This is a genomic window from Streptococcus infantis, from assembly GCF_047465525.1.
GTDB lineage: Bacteria > Bacillota > Bacilli > Lactobacillales > Streptococcaceae > Streptococcus > Streptococcus infantis_R.
Genome location: NZ_JASGZS010000015.1, coordinates 30,528 through 46,709, shown reverse-complemented (window position 1 = coordinate 46,709; position 16,182 = coordinate 30,528). Strand labels below are relative to the sequence as shown.

Genomic DNA, 16,182 nt, shown 5'->3' with positions numbered 1-16,182 from the left:
CAGAACCTAATAAGAAACCATCACAACCAGTAGATGTAACAACACCAGCTCGTAAGATACCAACAGTAGATGTTGAACAAGATCCTAAGACAGGTGACGTTACAGTAACACCGAAGAAACCAGATGGCTCAACATTCCCACCAGGAACTAAGGTAGAAATCCCAGGTGAAGATGGTCCAATCACTGTTGAAATCGGTCAAGATGGTAAAGGTAAAGTACCAAATGACAAACTTCCTAAGAAAGATGTCCCAGGTACAGGTAAGATTACAGAACCAGGTAAACCAGCTGTAGAAGTTCCAGTAGAAACTCCAGCTAAGGTAACACCAAATGCACCAAGAACTGAAAAACCAGGTAAGATTGAAATCACACGCAAACCAAATGGTGATGCAGTCGTAACGCCTAAGAAACCAGATGGCTCAACTTACCCATCAGGCAGCAAGGTTGTGATTCCAGGTGAAAACAACACACCAATCACAGTCACAATCGGCGACAATGGTTCAGGTGAAGTACCAAATGATAAGCTTCCTAAGAAAGATGTCCCAGGTACAGGAACAGTAACCGAACCGAACAAGAAACCATCACAACCAGTGGATGTAACAACACCAGGTCAAAAGACACCAACAGTAGATGTTGAACAAGATCCTAAGACAGGTGACGTTACAGTAACACCGAAGAAACCAGATGGCTCAACATTCCCACCAGGAACTAAGGTAGAAATCCCAGGTGAAGATGGTCCAATCACTGTTGAAATCGGTCAAGATGGTAAAGGTAAAGTACCAAATGACAAACTTCCTAAGAAAGATGTCCCAGGTACAGGTAAGATTACTGAGCCAGGTCAACCAACAGTTGAAGTTCCAGTAACAACACCAGGTAAGGTAACACCAGGTAAAGTCACACCAGCAACACCTGATACTAATGGAGGTTCTGGTCAAGATACACCAGCACCAGCTACTCCAACTCCAAATGCAGATCAGGTAGATACTAAGACTACTATTGATAATGGAGCTAAGTCAAATGATTCTCAAAAAGTATTGCCAAATACAGGAACAGAATCAAATGCGACTCTTGCATCTCTAGGTCTTCTTGGTATTCTAGGTGGTCTCGGACTTGCTCTTGGAAAGAAAAAAGAAGACTAAAAATTTAGTCAAATAAACATTCATTCTTTTGTGTTATAAAGACAAACTAGATTGGTTCTGGGAATCATGTTAGTCGTAAAATAAAAAGAATGTTTAGATAAAGAAAGCGAACAATGCTAGGATTTTGTTAAACGGAATTCTAAGTATTGTTCGCTTTTGTGGTATAATAAATACTATGCAGAAGAAACCGACATCAGCCTACGTGCACATACCATTTTGCACACAGATTTGTTATTATTGTGACTTTTCCAAGGTCTTTATTAAAAATCAGCCAGTAGACAGTTATCTAGAGCATCTACTGCAAGAATTTCATTCTTATGATATTCACAAATTGCGTACACTCTATATTGGTGGTGGGACACCGACAGCCTTGTCCGCTTCTCAATTGGAAGTTTTGTTAGAAGGATTGACTAAAAACTTAGATTTGTCAGTCTTAGAAGAATTGACTATTGAGGCTAATCCTGGTGACCTGGATGCTGATAAGATTGCTATTCTGCAAAATTCTGCAGTTAATCGTGTTTCACTAGGTGTTCAGACCTTTGATGATAAAATGCTGAAAAAGATAGGGCGTAGTCATACGGAAAAGGATATTTATGAAAATATTGATCGTCTCAAACTGGCTGGTTTTGACAATATTTCCATTGACTTAATTTACGCACTTCCTGGGCAGACCATGGATCAGGTAAAGGACAATGTCGCTAAGGCAATTGCCCTTGATATTCCTCATATGAGTCTCTATAGCTTAATTTTAGAAAATCATACGGTCTTTATGAATCGTATGAGACGAGGGAAATTACCTCTTCCTAAGGAAGAATTAGAAGCGGAGATGTTTGAGTATATCATTGCAGAGCTAGAAAGAGCTGGATTTGAGCATTATGAGATTTCTAACTTTTCAAAATCAGGATTTGAAAGTCGTCACAATCTTATGTACTGGGACAATGCTGAGTATTATGGTATTGGTGCAGGTGCATCTGGCTATGTAGATGGTGTTCGCTATAAAAACCATGGGCCGATCCGCCATTATTTAAAGGCAGTAGAAGAGGGAAGTGCTCGTATCAATGAAGAACACTTGAGTCAAAGGGAGCAAATGGAAGAAGAGATGTTCCTTGGGCTTCGCAAGAAGTCAGGAGTTTCCATGGCACGCTTTGAAGAAAAATTCGGACGGTCTTTCCAAGAACTTTATGGTGATACCGTCAAAGACTTGATTCAACAAGGTCTTATGCAGGTTGAGGGGGATCGTGTTCGTATGACCAAGAGAGGTCTCTTTTTAGGAGATACAGTAGCAGAACGATTTATATTGGAGTAAAATTATGGGTTTAACTTATCAAATGAAGATGAAAATTCCTTTTGATATGGCTGACATGAATGGTCATATCAAACTACCAGACGTTATCTTGTTGTCCTTACAGGTATCAGGGATGCAGTCAATTGAACTGGGAGTGAGTGACAAGGATGTTTTAGAACAGTATAATCTGGTCTGGATTATCACAGATTATGATATCGATGTGGTTCGTTTGCCTCGTTTTGCTGAGGAAATCACCATTGAAACAGAAGCCTTGACCTATAATCGTCTCTTTTGTTACCGCCGATTTACTATTTATGATGAAGCTGGTCAAGAGATCATTCATATGCTAGCTATCTTTGTTCTTATGGATCGTGAGAGTCGAAAGGTTCATCCTGTGGTACCAGAAATTGTCGCACCTTATCAATCTGAGTTTTCTAAGAAACTGGTCCGTGGACCAAAATATACAGAGCTGGAAGAAGCGATAAGCAAGGACTACCATGTTCGTTTCTATGACTTAGATATGAATGGTCACGTCAATAACAGTAAATACTTGGACTGGATTTTTGAGGTCATGGGAGCTGATTTTCTGACTAATTATATCCCTAAAAAAATCAACCTCAAATATGTCAAGGAAGTTCGACCAGGCGGAATGATTACTTCTAGTTATGAATTGAATGGACTAGAAAGCAATCACCAAGTCTCAAGTGATGGCGATATCAATGCTCAGGCAAAGATAACTTGGCAAGAAATTAACAAAGATTAGAAAGAAAGATATGACTTATAAAGGATATTTAATTGATTTAGACGGAACGATCTATAAGGGGAAAGATAGAATCCAGGCAGGAGAAGCTTTTGTCCATGAGTTACAAAAAAGAGAGATTCCTTATCTTTTTGTAACAAATAACACCACTCGTACACCTGAAAGTGTTCAAGAGATGTTGGCAAATCACTTTAACATCGATACGCCTGTATCGACCATCTATACTGCAACCTTAGCGACTATTGATTACATGAATGACCTAGGTCTTGAAAAGACAGTCTATGTCATTGGAGAAACAGGGCTCAAGGAAGCCATTCAAGCAGCTGGTTATGTGGAAGATAAAGAAAACCCAGCCTATGTTGTTGTTGGTTTGGACTGGCAAGTAGACTATGAAAAATTTGCTACAGCAACCCTAGCTATCCATAAAGGGGCTCACTTTATCGGTACCAACCCTGATTTGAACATTCCAACTGAACGTGGACTTTTGCCTGGTGCTGGTTCACTGATTACTCTTCTTGAAGCAGCAACTCGTGTAAACCCAGTTTATATTGGAAAACCTAATGCGATTATTATGGACAAGGCTGTTGAACACCTAGGACTTGAACGTCAAGAAATTGTCATGGTGGGCGATAATTATCTTACTGATATTCGAGCTGGTATCGATAATGGAATTCCAACTTTGTTAGTAACTACTGGTTTTACAAAACTTGAAGAAGTAGCGGATTTACCAATCGCTCCAACCCATGTCCTCTCAAGTCTAGCGGAGTGGAATTTTGATGAAAACTAAATTTACTTTTGTAGGAAGTCTGTTCTTTCTCCTCTCGCTTGCTATTTTATTGACCATCTACCTGTCTTGGTTGATTTATCCTCTGGAGATTTCTTGGTTACACCTAACAAGCCGTGTTCCTTTCCAGTCTCAGACAATCCAACATAATTTTAATGTGTTGATGGATTATTTGACCAATCCATTAAATCAAGCATTGGAAATGCCAGATTTTTCTTCATCTGCATCTGGAATCCATCATTTTGCAGTTGTGAAGGGTTTGTTCCATCTGGCTCAAGGAGTAGCACTAGTAACTCTACCGATATTCTATCTTTTTTGGAAGCAAGTCATTCAGAAAGGATTTCTATCTCTGTACCGTAGAGGTCTCTTAATCATGCTCTCGCTACCTTTGCTTCTTGGTTTGGTTGGAGTTTTCATTGGATTTGAGCAGTTCTTTACTTTGTTTCATCAAATTCTTTTTGTAGGTGATGATACCTGGCTATTTGATCCAGCAAAAGATCCAGTCATTCTTATCCTACCAGAGGAATTTTTCCTCCATGCCTTTCTTCTATTTTTCTGTTTGTATGAATTGATTTTTGGATTTATGTACCTACAAAGTCGAAAAACAAATAGATAAGTGAAGAAAAGTATTACTGATTCCAAATAAAATGTAGGAAAAACTATCGTTTGTAACATGAATATTTCTACATTTAAGCAAAACATTCACATTTGATTCTAAAAAACCTATTTTTCTTGAAAAAGTAGGTTTTTTTACGGAAATAGCTAGTCAAGCGCTTTATTTTTTTGTATAATAGGAATAGAAAAGTATGTAAAGAAGAGGAAAGCATGATTACACTATTTTTATCACCGAGTTGTACATCATGTCGTAAAGCAAAGGCCTGGCTCGAGAATCATAAAGTGCCCTTCCAAGAGCATAATATTATGACCAGCCCTTTAACGAGAAAAGAACTGCAACACATTCTTTCCTTGACCGAAAATGGTACTGATGACATCATCTCGACTCGTTCAAAGATTTTTCAAAAATTGAATATTGATGTAGAGAGTATCTCAGTATCGGAGTTGCTTCATTTAATTGAGCAGTATCCGAGTCTTTTGCGTCGTCCGATTATTATTGATGCAAAGCGGATGCAAATCGGTTTTAATGAAGATGAGATTCGTGCTTTTCTCCCTCGTAGTTACCGTAAACAAGAACTGAAAGAAGCTACATTGAGAGCTGGTATTAATTAGATGAATAAACAGTATAGTTACCCACTAGATTTGTCGTGGAGCACTGAAGAACTTGCTTCAGTGCTTTCTTTTTTTAATGATGTTGAAGCTGCCTATGAGACTAAGGTAGAGGCAAAAAAACTACTAGATTCCTATAAGGGATTCAAAGCGGTTGTTCCAAGCAAGAGTGAAGAAAAACGCTTGGGCCGTGAATTTGAAACTGCGAGTGGTTACTCCTTCTATCGAGCTGTCCAATTGGCCAAAGAACAAGGGGAAGGGAAGATTTTTCTTGGAAAATAAATTTATGTTTGCCAAAGAGATTGTCAAGGAAGCAGGAGACTATATTCTAGCTCATATGCAGGAAGAATTGCATATTGAGAGAAAATCATCCCCTACAGACTTGGTGACTCGTTTGGACAAGGAAGTTCAGAATTTTTTAGTTGATAAGATTCGTTCGCGTTATCCAGATGACCAATTTTGTGCAGAAGAGGGATGTCTACGTGCTTCAGTTGGACATGGATCTGTTTGGGTCATTGATCCCATTGATGGTACCAACAACTTTGTCGCCCAAGGTGATGATTTTGCCATTATGGTAGCTTATTTTGAAAACGGTTTGGGCCAGTTTGGGATTATTTATGATGTCATGAAAGGTCATTGTTATCATGGAGGAGGTACTTTTCAGGCCTGTCTCAATGAAGAACCCTTGCCTAGTTTTAAGGATAAGCCCTTGCGAGATTTTCTAATTGCGAGTAACGCTGGCATGTTGGAAACAAATGCCTGGGGTGTGGCAGAATTGGCTAATGCTTCACTTGGTGTACGTATCTATGGAAGTGCAGCTATCAGCTTTTCAAAAATATTATCTGGTCAGCTATTGACCTATATCACCTATCTCCAACCTTGGGATTATGCGGCAGCTGGTATCATTGGAAAAAGTTTAGGGTATCAGATTGTAACCTTAAATGGAGAGCCGTTGGATTTTCAGACACGACAACCAATTATGATGGTTCCAACAGACAAGTTGGCAGAAATCCAATCCTATATCTATGAAAGGAAATAAACTTACATGCAATTTCCAGAAGGATTTGTAAAAAAATATGAAGAAATATTGGGAGATGAGGCAAGAGCTTTTCTTGCCTCTTTTGATGATGAGGCAGTTTCCGCCTTTCGCATCAATCCCTTAAAAGAAAGCCAAGTTTCTTTTTCAGATGCTATTCCACATACACCTTGGGGCTATTATGGCAAGGTTTCAGGGAAATCACCTGAGCATGTAACAGGCTTGGTCTATTCCCAAGAACCTGCTGCACAAATGGTTGCACAAGTAGCTCAACCAAAACCAGGCATGAAGGTATTGGATTTGGCAGCGGCTCCCGGTGGGAAATCAACCCAACTGGCAGCCTATCTTGCGGGCGAAGGACTACTTGTTTCCAATGAAATTTCAAACAAACGAGCTAAGATTTTGGTTGAAAATATGGAGCGTTTTGGTGCAACAAATGTAGTTGTAACCAATGAATCTGCAGATCGTTTGGCTAAAGTGTTTAAGGGATATTTTGATCTAATCATCCTAGATGCTCCATGTTCAGGAGAAGGAATGTTCCGAAAACAGCCAGATGCTATGGATTATTGGAGTGTAGAATATCCAAGCCAATGTGCTGACTTGCAGCGTGAAATTCTAGAAGATGCGGTCACCATGTTGGCTGATGGTGGTCGTTTGGTTTATTCAACCTGTACCTGGGCCCCAGAAGAAAACGAAGAAATTATCAAATGGTTGCTGGATAGTTATGATTTTGAATTGATTCCAATCGAACCGATCAATGGTATGGTACCTGGAATTGAAATACCTGAGACAGCTAGAATGTACCCACATCACTTTAAGGGAGAGGGCCAGTTTGTTGCCCATATTCAGTTTAAAGGTCAAAACAAGGCTGGGAAGTTCAAATCTTCTAAATCCAACCTATCTCGTGAACAGATTTCCTTATGGCAAGATTTTGAAAAAAAACATCTAAACATAAATTTGCCAGGTATTTTACAGACTTTTGGAGACCAACTGTACCTCTTACCAGAAGTCCTACCAGATTTGGGTAAACTTAGGATTGCTCGAAACGGACTTCATCTTGGAACTTTTAAGAAGAAACGTTTTGAACCAAGTTTTGCTCTTGGTTTAGCCTTGAAACCAAGCCAAGTCAAACAATCAATTGAAATTCATGAAGAGGACTTTGTCAAATACGTAGCTGGTGAAACAGTTCAGCTGTCTGAAACTTTGTCAAATGGCTGGTACCAAGTTTTAGTTGGTGGGAATGGTCTAGGCTTTGCAAAAGTGACCGGAAATACCTTGAAGAATTATTTCCCCAAGGGACTGAGGTTTAAAGTAAAAAACTAGTCAAAATCAGTATTCTATGTTATAGTGGAAGTATGGATTTTTTGCATAAAACATTAGAAAAATAGGGCGAAATTCCAAGCTATTCATCATTATTTTCAAGGAGACAAATAGTGAAAAAAATTAAAAAACTCACCCTCTTTCTTGCAACCTTTTTACTTGCTGGTTCACTAGCAGGGTGTGCAAGTTGGATTGATCGTGGGGAGTCAATGACGGCTGTTGGCTCAACTGCCCTCCAACCTTTAGTCGAGGCGGCGGCAGATGAATTCGCATCAGCTCATATCGGTAAAACGGTCAATGTTCAAGGTGGTGGATCTGGTACAGGTCTGTCTCAGGTTCAATCAGGAGCAGTAGATGTTGGGAACTCTGATGTATTTGCTGAGGAGAAAGACGGGATTGATGCTTCAGCCTTGGTCGATCATAAGGTAGCTGTTGCAGGTTTGGCTGTTATTATCAATAAAGAAGTAGATGTTGATAATCTAACGACAGATCAACTCCGACAAATCTTCACAGGAGAAATTACCAACTGGAAAGAAGTCGGCGGGAAAGATTTAGCCATCTCTATAATCAACCGTGCGGCTAGTTCAGGTTCTCGTGCAACCTTTGACAGTGTGGTCATGAATGGTCAATCAGCAATGCAAAGTCAGGAACAAGATTCAAACGGGATGGTCAAATCAATCGTTTCTCAAACCCCTGGAGCTATTTCCTACCTAGCATTTGCCTATGTCGATGATTCTGTTGGGACAATCAAACTCAATGGTTATGAACCAATTTCAGAGAATGTAACCACGAATAATTGGCCTTTGTGGTCTTATGAACATATGTATACACTTGGTGAGCCAAATGAATTGGTTGCCGAATTCTTAAACTTTGTTCTTTCAGACGAAGCTCAGAACGGAATCGTTAAAGGAATGGGCTATATTTCTGTTAAGGAAATGAAGGTTGAAAAAGATGCTGCAGGGACTGTAACAGCGCTAGAAGGGAGTCAATAATGAACCAAGAAGAATTATCTAAAAAATTGCTCTCTCCGTCAAAGAACTCTCGTCTTGAGAAATTAGGGAAAAGTCTGACTTTTGCCTGTCTCTCTTTGATTGTTATCATTGTGGCTATGATTTTAATCTTTGTAGCCCAAAAAGGTTTGTCAACCTTCTTTGTCAATGGTGTGAATATCTTTGATTTTCTCTTTGGTGCAACTTGGAACCCTTCAGGTAAACAGTTTGGCGCCCTTCCAATGATTTTAGGTTCCTTTATCGTTACCATCCTATCAGCTCTTATCGCAACACCATTTGCAATTGGTGCTGCAGTCTTTATGACAGAAGTATCGCCAAAAGGAGCTAAGATTTTGCAACCAGCTATCGAACTTCTAGTTGGGATTCCTTCGGTAGTTTACGGATTTATCGGTTTGCAGGTCGTCGTACCTTTTGTACGTAGTGTCTTTGGTGGAACAGGTTTTGGTATTTTATCGGGGATTTTCGTTCTCTTTGTTATGATCTTGCCGACTGTAACCTTCATGACAACAGATAGCCTACGTGCAGTTCCTCGTCACTACCGTGAAGCAAGTTTAGCTATGGGTGCAACTCGTTGGCAAACAATCTGGCGTGTAACCTTGAAGGCTGCTCGTTCAGGTATTTTTACGGCAGTAGTCTTCGGAATGGCGCGTGCCTTTGGTGAAGCCCTTGCGATTCAGATGGTAGTTGGTAACTCAGCAGTTGTTCCAACTTCATTGACGACACCAGCAGCGACTCTGACATCTGTTTTGACCATGGGAATCGGAAATACCGTTATGGGAACTGTTGATAATAATGTTCTTTGGTCACTGGCCTTAGTATTGCTTTTGATGAGCTTGGCCTTTAACAGTGTGATTAAAATGATTACGAAAGAAAGAGGAAAGAAAAACTATGCACGCTAAGAAATTAGATAAACTTGCAACTGCTGTCCTCTATACCATCGCAGGAATCATTGTGACCATCCTAGCTTCCTTGATTCTTTATATCTTGGTTCGAGGATTGCCACATGTTTCATGGTCATTCTTGACTGGGAAATCATCTTCTTATCAAGCAGGTGGTGGTATTGGAATTCAGCTTTATAATTCCTTCTTCCTTTTGGTTATCACTTTATTTATTTCTGTACCATTATCCATGGGGGCTGGAATTTACTTGGCTGAGTATGCCAAAAAAGGTCGTGTTACCAACTTCGTACGTACCTGTATTGAGATTTTGTCTTCACTGCCATCAGTCGTAGTCGGTCTCTTTGGTTACCTTATCTTTGTAGTTCAGTTTGAGTATGGATTTTCAATTATTTCAGGTGCCTTAGCTTTGACCGTCTTTAATCTTCCACAGATGACTCGTAATGTTGAAGACAGCTTGAAACACGTTCACCATACACAACGTGAAGCTGGTTTGGCGCTGGGACTTTCTCGTTGGGAAACTGTCCTTCATGTCGTTATTCCTGAAGCTCTTCCCGGTATTGTAACGGGGATCGTGCTTGCATCAGGTCGTATCTTTGGTGAAGCTGCAGCCCTTATCTACACAGCAGGTCAATCGGCACCAGCTCTTGACTGGTCTAACTGGAATGTTCTCAGCGTAAGTAGTCCAATCTCAATCTTCCGTCAAGCAGAAACCTTGGCTGTTCATATCTGGAAAGTCAACAGTGAAGGAACTATTCCTGATGGAACACTTGTTTCAGCAGGTTCTGCTGCGGTGCTCCTAATCTTTATCTTAATCTTTAACTTTGGAGCACGTAAACTCGGAAGCTATCTACATAAGAAATTAACCGCTGCCTAAAGGAGAAGCCATGTCAAAATATAATTGGGATGAAAGGCATATCATTACTTTTCCAGAAGAAAAAGTGGCCCTCTCTACGAAGGATTTACATGTTTACTACGGTAAGAATGAATCCATCAAGGGCGTGGATATGCAATTCGAAAAAAATAAAATTACAGCCTTGATCGGACCGTCAGGTTCTGGGAAATCAACCTACCTACGCAGTCTCAACCGTATGAATGATACCATTGATATTGCTAAGGTTACAGGACAAATCCTCTATCAAGGAATTGACGTTAACCGTCCTGAGATCAATGTCTATGAAATGCGTAAGCACATCGGAATGGTGTTTCAACGTCCAAATCCATTTGCTAAATCAATCTACCGCAACATCACCTTTGCACATGAACGTGCAGGTGTTAAGGACAAGAAAGTCCTTGATGAAATTGTAGAAACCTCACTTCGCCAGGCCGCCCTCTGGGATCAGGTTAAAGACGACCTTCACAAGTCAGCCTTGATGCTTTCAGGTGGTCAGCAGCAACGTCTCTGTATCGCGCGTGCTATTTCTGTAAAACCAGACATCCTCTTAATGGATGAGCCAGCATCAGCCTTGGATCCGATTGCGACAGCTCAGCTCGAGGAAACTATGTTGGAGTTGAAGAAGGACTTTACTATCATTATCGTGACTCACAGTATGCAACAAGCTGCGCGTGCTAGTGATTACACTGGATTTTTCTACTTAGGTGATTTAATTGAGTACGATAAAACGTCAAACATTTTCCAAAATGCCAAGCTACAGTCTACCAATGACTATGTAACTGGACACTTTGGTTAGAAAGGAAACAGTATGACAGAACCGATTTTACAGGTCAAAGACCTGTCTGTTTATTACAACAAAAAGAAGGCTTTGAATAGTGTTTCCTTATCATTCCAACCTAAGGAAATTACCGCCCTTATCGGTCCCTCTGGATCTGGGAAATCAACACTTCTAAAGGCTATCAATCGTATGGGAGATTTAAATCCAGAGGTGACTACTACTGGTTCAGTGGTTTATAATGGTCACAATATTTATAGCCCTCGTACCGATACAGTTGAATTGCGTAAGGAAATTGGAATGGTATTCCAACAACCCAATCCTTTCCCTATGTCTATCTATGAAAATGTCGTTTATGGCCTCCGCATAAATGGAGAAAAGGATAAGCAGGTCTTAGATGAAGCTGTGGAGAAAGCTTTACAGCGTGCTTCAATCTGGGATGAGGTCAAGGATCGCTTGCATGATTCTGCTATTGGTCTTTCAGGTGGGCAACAACAACGTGTTTGTGTGGCACGTGTATTGGCGACTAGCCCTAAAATCATCCTCTTGGATGAGCCGACCTCAGCCTTGGACCCTATCTCTGCGGGTAAGATTGAGGAAACCTTGTATGGGCTAAAAGACAAGTACACCATGCTTCTGGTAACTCGCTCTATGCAGCAAGCATCTCGAATCTCTGATAAGACAGGATTTTTCCTTAATGGAGATTTGATTGAATTTAACGATACCAAGGAAATGTTCCTCTACCCACAACATAAGGAAACAGAAGATTACATTTCAGGTAAATTTGGATAAGGAGAAAAAGATGTTACGATCTCAATTTGAAGAAGATTTAGAGAAATTGCATAACCAATTCTACGCAATGGGACAAGAAGTTCTTTCCCAAATCAATCGTACTGTACGTGCTTTTGTCACCCATGACCGTGACTTGGCTAAAGAAGTCATCGAGCAAGACGCAGAAGTCAATGAATACGAATTGAAACTTGAAAAGAAATCATTTGAAATCATTGCCCTTCAGCAACCAGTTTCACAAGACTTACGCACTGTCTTAACAGTCCTAAAAGCTGTTTCGGACTTGGAACGGATGGGAGACCACGCCGTATCAATCGCTGAGGCAACCATTCGTATGAAGGGGGAGGAGCGCATCCCTGCCGTCGAAGAAGAAATTAAGAAGATGGGACGCGATGTCAAGAATTTTGTCGAAACGACACTTGACCTCTACCTCAACGCTTCTGTTGAGAAGGCCTATGAAGTTGCAACCATGGATGAAAAAATTAACCACTATTTTGAAGATATCCGTGATCTTGCAACTGAAGAAATTAAAAAGAACCCAGAAGCCATCGTCACAGGTCGTGATTACTTCCAAGTGATTTCATACTTGGAGCGCATTGGTGACTATGCAAAAAATATCTGTGAATGGGTTGTTTACTTTGAAACAGGTAAGATTGTTGAATTGTAAGATTGATTAATTATGCAAAAAAAGGAGCTTATTAGTAAGTAGAAGCTCCTTTTTTGAAAGAAAAATTGAAAATCTTTCATAAAAATTTAGAATATGCTTGACAAACAAAGTTTATAGAGTTATAATTATACAAAATTAACAGAGAGGTTGTTTATTTATGAATTTTAAAAAATGGATATTTGTTTTATGTAGTTTTCTTGCAAGCTTCTTTTTAGTAGCTTGCCAATCGTCTAGCTCAAGCTCACAGTCTGCAGTGGAGGCTATCAAACAAAAAGGAAAATTAGTGGTTGCAACTAGTCCAGACTATGCTCCCTTTGAGTTTCAATCCCTTGTAGATGGTAAGAACCAAGTCGTAGGTGCTGATATTGACATGGCGCAAGCAATTGCTGATGAACTTGGAGTGAAATTGGAAGTTTCAAGCATGAGTTTTGATAATGTCTTGACTAGTCTTCAGACAGGTAAGGCTGATTTGGCCATTGCGGGAATCAGTGCAACTGAAGAAAGACAAGAAGTCTTTGATTTCTCAATTCCTTACTATGAAAATAAAATTAGCTTCCTTATCAGAAAGTCAGATCTTGAAAAATACAAGGATTTGGACTCTCTAGCAAGTGCTAATATTGCAGCTCAAAAAGGAACTGTTCCTGAATCCATGGTCAAAGAGCAACTTCCAAAGGCACAGTTGACATCTTTGACAAACATGGGTGAGGCAGTCAATGAGCTTCAATCAGGTAAGGTTGATGCCGTTCATATGGATGAGCCAGTAGCACTAAGCTATGCTGCTAAGAACTCAGATTTGGCTGTAGCTACAGTAAGCTTGACTATGAAAGAAGGCGAAGCAAATGCCGTAGCTATCAAAAAAGGTAACTCAGATTTGAAAGAAGTAGTTGATAAGGTCATCCAAAAACTGAAAGATGACGGAACTTACCAAACTTATCTTGAAAAAGCTGCTAAGCTAACAGAAGTAGAACAATAAAAAATAACAGAGTTGGACTCAGTCCAGCTCTGTTTTTAAATAGCTTAATGTTTCTTCAATATTTTCTAGGGGAACTTTTGCAAAGCGATAGGGACAAGTCCCTATGTAGGATGATTCGAAAAAGTCGAGATTTAAAGGACTGTGCTTGATACTTGCAATCTTAGGATAATCTCTAAGATCAAGTAAGACTCCATCATGGAGAGAATAGATTGGCAAGGAAATGGGATAGTTATTTAAAAGTTTTTGGATGTGCTCCTGACTTTTTTCCTGAAGTGCTAATCTTGCGAGTCTGTTTTTCTCAAAGAGTTGACTATCAATATAGAGTGATAGAGCCTTTTGCATGATAAGGTTGTTGTCATAGTCGAGAATGTTTTTGTAGGTCACAAAAGCTTCCTTGATCGCATTAGGAAGAAGTAGGGCAGTGATTCGAAGGGCAGGAAATAGACTCGTAGAAAAGGACTTGATATAGATGACCAAATCATGTTGGTCCAGATAATGAAAGGTTTGTCCCATTTTAGGATCTAAGTCACCCAGGTAGTCATCCTCAACGATATAAATCTGATATTTTGCAGCTAAGTCAAGGATAGCAAGTTTTTCCTCTTCAGAATAAGAATGCCCCAGAGGATAGTGGAAACGGGGAATGGTATAGAAAAACTTAATCTTTCCACTTTTAAAATACTCCTCAAGTTCTTTCAGGTCGATGCCATCCACCCGACGTTCAATGGTTTGATAGGGAAGATTTTGAGCTAGTAGCAGCTGGTTCATTCGATGATAGGTCGGTTGTTCGACCAGTATTTCCTGAGCTTGACCTGGAAAATCGATCTGAGAAAGAATAAACAGTGCTTGTTGGGTTCCAGACGTCATGACCAACTGGTCTGCCTTACTATAAATGGCTTGATCAAAGAGCAATGTCTGTACAGACTGACGTAATTCTTCTAAACCTTCTTGATGTTCATAGTAGTTGTAGAGATAATTTTCTCGCCCAATCAAGCTCTCATTGACACACAGACGAAAATCATCATAGGCAGCTGCGTGTTCATCATTGACTGAGATAATTAGATCTTCATGACTGGTTTGTTGCTCCAATACATAATAACCACTTTGAGGTTTGGAGTAGATATATTTCTGGTATCGGAGTTCTAAGAGTGCGCGCTGTATGGTGTCTTTGCTACAGTGAAAATCTTGACTGAGTTTTCGGATAGAAGGTAGGCGACTTCCAGTGGGAAATCTACCTGATTCTATCTCATTTTTTAGATAGTGAACGACTTGTTCATATTTGCTTTCTTGCTTCATCCCAGACCTCTCATGATTTTGTTACATTGTACCTTTTTTTTAGAAGTTTGGCAATGTTATACTCTTCGAAAATCTCTTCAAACCGCGTCAACGTCGCCTTGCTGTATATATGTTACTGACTTCGTCAGTTCTATCTACAACCTCAAAACAGTGTTTTGAGCTGACTTCGTCAGTTCTATCTACAACCTCAAAACAGTGTTTTGAGCTGACTTCGTCAGTTCTATCCACAACTTCAAAACAGTGCTTTGAGCTGACTTCGTCAGTTCTATCTACAACCTCAAAACAGTGTTTTGAGCTGACTTCGTCAGTTCTATCCACAACCTCAAAACAGTGTTTTGAGCTGACTTCGTCAGTTCTATCCACAACCTCAAAACAGTGTTTTGAGCTGACTTCGTCAGTTCTATCCACAACCTCAAAGCAGTGCTTTGAGCTGACTTCGTCAGTTCTATCCACAACCTCAAAACAGTGTTTTGAGCAACCTGCGGTTAGTTTCCTAGTTTGCTCTTTGATTTTCATTGAGTATTAAAAGGCAGTCTAGCATTCAATTCTAATCAGAAATGTGATATACTTAGTAAGTAAAATTTTCAAAGAAGAGTGAGATGATAAAGGTGCAAGAACCAGTTAAATTATTCCAATATAATACTTTGGGAGCCTTGATGGCGGGACTTTACGGTGGAACCATGACCGTTGGTGAATTGCTTGAACATGGTGATTTAGGTTTAGGGACGCTGGACTCTATCGATGGAGAATTGATTGTCTTAGATGGAAAAGCTTATCAGGCTAAGGGATCAGGTGAGAAACCTGAAATTGTGGAAGTTTCACCAGATGCCTTGATTCCCTATGCAGCAGTTGTACCCCATCAGGCAGAAGTTATTTTCCGTCAGCGTTTTGAAATGACTGATCAGGAACTTGAAAAACGTATTGAGTCCTATTATGATGGAGAAAATCTTTTCCGTTCCATCAAGATTCATGGTGATTTCAAGCATATGCATGTTCGTATGATTCCAAAATCAACAACTGAAACGAAGTTTGCTGAGGTTGCGACGCATCAGCCTGAATATAGCTGCGACAATATCTCAGGAACTATCGTTGGTTTCTGGACACCTGAAATTTTCCATGGAGTTAGTGTTGCTGGTTACCATCTACACTTTATCTCAGATGACCTAACCTTTGGTGGCCACGTTATGGATTTTGTCATCAAGGAAGGTATTGTAGAAGTGGGTGCAGTTGACCAGTTGGATCAACGTTTTCCTGTTCAGGATCGTCAGTATCTATTTGCTAAGTTTAATGTTGACGAGATGAAAAAAGATATCGAACAGGCAGAATAAAAGGAGTCATA

Annotated in this window: 19 protein-coding genes; 17 read left to right on the top strand and 2 right to left on the bottom strand. The window is 40.0% G+C overall.

Annotation, left to right across the window (positions count from 1 at the left end; all coding sequences use genetic code 11):
- The 16 genes from QM374_RS06870 to QM374_RS06795 form a co-directional block, all read left to right on the top strand.
- On the top strand, positions 1-1,136 hold a 1,136-nt coding region (locus tag QM374_RS06870; RefSeq protein WP_414311269.1), incomplete at its 5' end, for an LPXTG cell wall anchor domain-containing protein.
- Positions 1,137-1,311: 175 nt separating this feature from the next.
- Entirely contained in the window at positions 1,312-2,442 is a 1,131-nt protein-coding gene (hemW, locus tag QM374_RS06865) for a radical SAM family heme chaperone HemW (RefSeq protein ID WP_281335027.1), read from the top strand.
- A gap of 4 nt (positions 2,443-2,446) precedes the next feature.
- Positions 2,447-3,184: an acyl-ACP thioesterase domain-containing protein gene (locus QM374_RS06860; protein WP_414311268.1), complete on the top strand. Its 738-nt coding sequence runs from the start codon at positions 2,447-2,449 to the stop codon at positions 3,182-3,184.
- Between the two features lie 10 nt (positions 3,185-3,194).
- Positions 3,195-3,968, top strand: coding sequence for a TIGR01457 family HAD-type hydrolase (locus QM374_RS06855; RefSeq protein WP_414311267.1), 774 nt, complete (start codon positions 3,195-3,197; stop codon positions 3,966-3,968).
- A complete protein-coding gene (locus QM374_RS06850) occupies positions 3,958-4,581 on the top strand; it encodes a TIGR01906 family membrane protein (RefSeq protein ID WP_414311266.1) in 624 nt (207 codons plus the stop codon). The genes QM374_RS06855 and QM374_RS06850 overlap by 11 nt, the downstream gene beginning before the upstream one ends.
- A gap of 209 nt (positions 4,582-4,790) precedes the next feature.
- Entirely contained in the window at positions 4,791-5,192 is a 402-nt protein-coding gene (locus QM374_RS06845; protein ID WP_045763368.1) for a Spx/MgsR family RNA polymerase-binding regulatory protein, read from the top strand.
- The gene (locus tag QM374_RS06840) at positions 5,193-5,471 is read left to right on the top strand and encodes a UPF0223 family protein (protein WP_414311265.1); all 279 of its coding nucleotides are present in this window, start codon (positions 5,193-5,195) and stop codon (positions 5,469-5,471) included.
- Positions 5,461-6,228 carry an inositol monophosphatase family protein gene (locus QM374_RS06835; protein ID WP_414311264.1) on the top strand — a complete coding sequence of 256 codons (768 nt, stop codon included), beginning with the start codon at positions 5,461-5,463 and terminating at the stop codon, positions 6,226-6,228. Before QM374_RS06840 ends, QM374_RS06835 begins: the two co-directional genes overlap by 11 nt.
- Positions 6,229-6,234: 6 nt before the next feature.
- Positions 6,235-7,548, top strand: coding sequence for an RsmF rRNA methyltransferase first C-terminal domain-containing protein (locus tag QM374_RS06830; protein WP_414311263.1), 1,314 nt, complete (start codon positions 6,235-6,237; stop codon positions 7,546-7,548).
- Between the two features lie 110 nt (positions 7,549-7,658).
- Entirely contained in the window at positions 7,659-8,537 is an 879-nt protein-coding gene (locus tag QM374_RS06825; protein ID WP_414311262.1) for a phosphate ABC transporter substrate-binding protein PstS, read from the top strand.
- Entirely contained in the window at positions 8,537-9,454 is a 918-nt protein-coding gene (gene pstC, locus QM374_RS06820) for a phosphate ABC transporter permease subunit PstC (protein ID WP_414311261.1), read from the top strand. The genes QM374_RS06825 and pstC overlap by 1 nt, the downstream gene beginning before the upstream one ends.
- On the top strand, positions 9,444-10,328 hold the full coding sequence (pstA, locus tag QM374_RS06815) for a phosphate ABC transporter permease PstA (RefSeq protein WP_006153485.1): 885 nt from the start codon (positions 9,444-9,446) through the stop codon (positions 10,326-10,328). Before pstC ends, pstA begins: the two co-directional genes overlap by 11 nt.
- Positions 10,329-10,338: 10 nt before the next feature.
- Positions 10,339-11,142, top strand: coding sequence for a phosphate ABC transporter ATP-binding protein PstB (pstB, locus tag QM374_RS06810; protein WP_004252558.1), 804 nt, complete (start codon positions 10,339-10,341; stop codon positions 11,140-11,142).
- A gap of 12 nt (positions 11,143-11,154) precedes the next feature.
- A complete protein-coding gene (gene pstB, locus QM374_RS06805; RefSeq protein ID WP_414311260.1) occupies positions 11,155-11,913 on the top strand; it encodes a phosphate ABC transporter ATP-binding protein PstB in 759 nt (252 codons plus the stop codon).
- Between the two features lie 10 nt (positions 11,914-11,923).
- Positions 11,924-12,577: a phosphate signaling complex protein PhoU gene (gene phoU, locus QM374_RS06800; protein ID WP_414311259.1), complete on the top strand. Its 654-nt coding sequence runs from the start codon at positions 11,924-11,926 to the stop codon at positions 12,575-12,577.
- A 157-nt stretch (positions 12,578-12,734) separates the two neighbouring features.
- The gene (locus QM374_RS06795; protein WP_049526966.1) at positions 12,735-13,550 is read left to right on the top strand and encodes an ABC transporter substrate-binding protein; all 816 of its coding nucleotides are present in this window, start codon (positions 12,735-12,737) and stop codon (positions 13,548-13,550) included.
- An 18-nt stretch (positions 13,551-13,568) separates the two neighbouring features.
- Here the strand turns inward: QM374_RS06795 and QM374_RS06790 are convergent, their stop codons facing one another.
- The gene (locus QM374_RS06790; protein ID WP_414311258.1) at positions 13,569-14,843 is read right to left on the bottom strand and encodes a PLP-dependent aminotransferase family protein; all 1,275 of its coding nucleotides are present in this window, start codon (positions 14,841-14,843) and stop codon (positions 13,569-13,571) included.
- 87 nt (positions 14,844-14,930) lie between these two features.
- Positions 14,931-15,359 carry a hypothetical protein gene (locus QM374_RS06785; RefSeq protein ID WP_414311257.1) on the bottom strand — a complete coding sequence of 143 codons (429 nt, stop codon included), beginning with the start codon at positions 15,357-15,359 and terminating at the stop codon, positions 14,931-14,933.
- Between the two features lie 83 nt (positions 15,360-15,442).
- On the opposite strand from QM374_RS06785, the gene budA reads away from it, so the two are divergent.
- Positions 15,443-16,171, top strand: a complete 729-nt coding sequence (gene budA / locus QM374_RS06780; RefSeq protein WP_414311256.1) for an acetolactate decarboxylase — start codon at positions 15,443-15,445, stop codon at positions 16,169-16,171.
- The last annotated feature ends 11 nt before the right edge of the window (positions 16,172-16,182 follow it).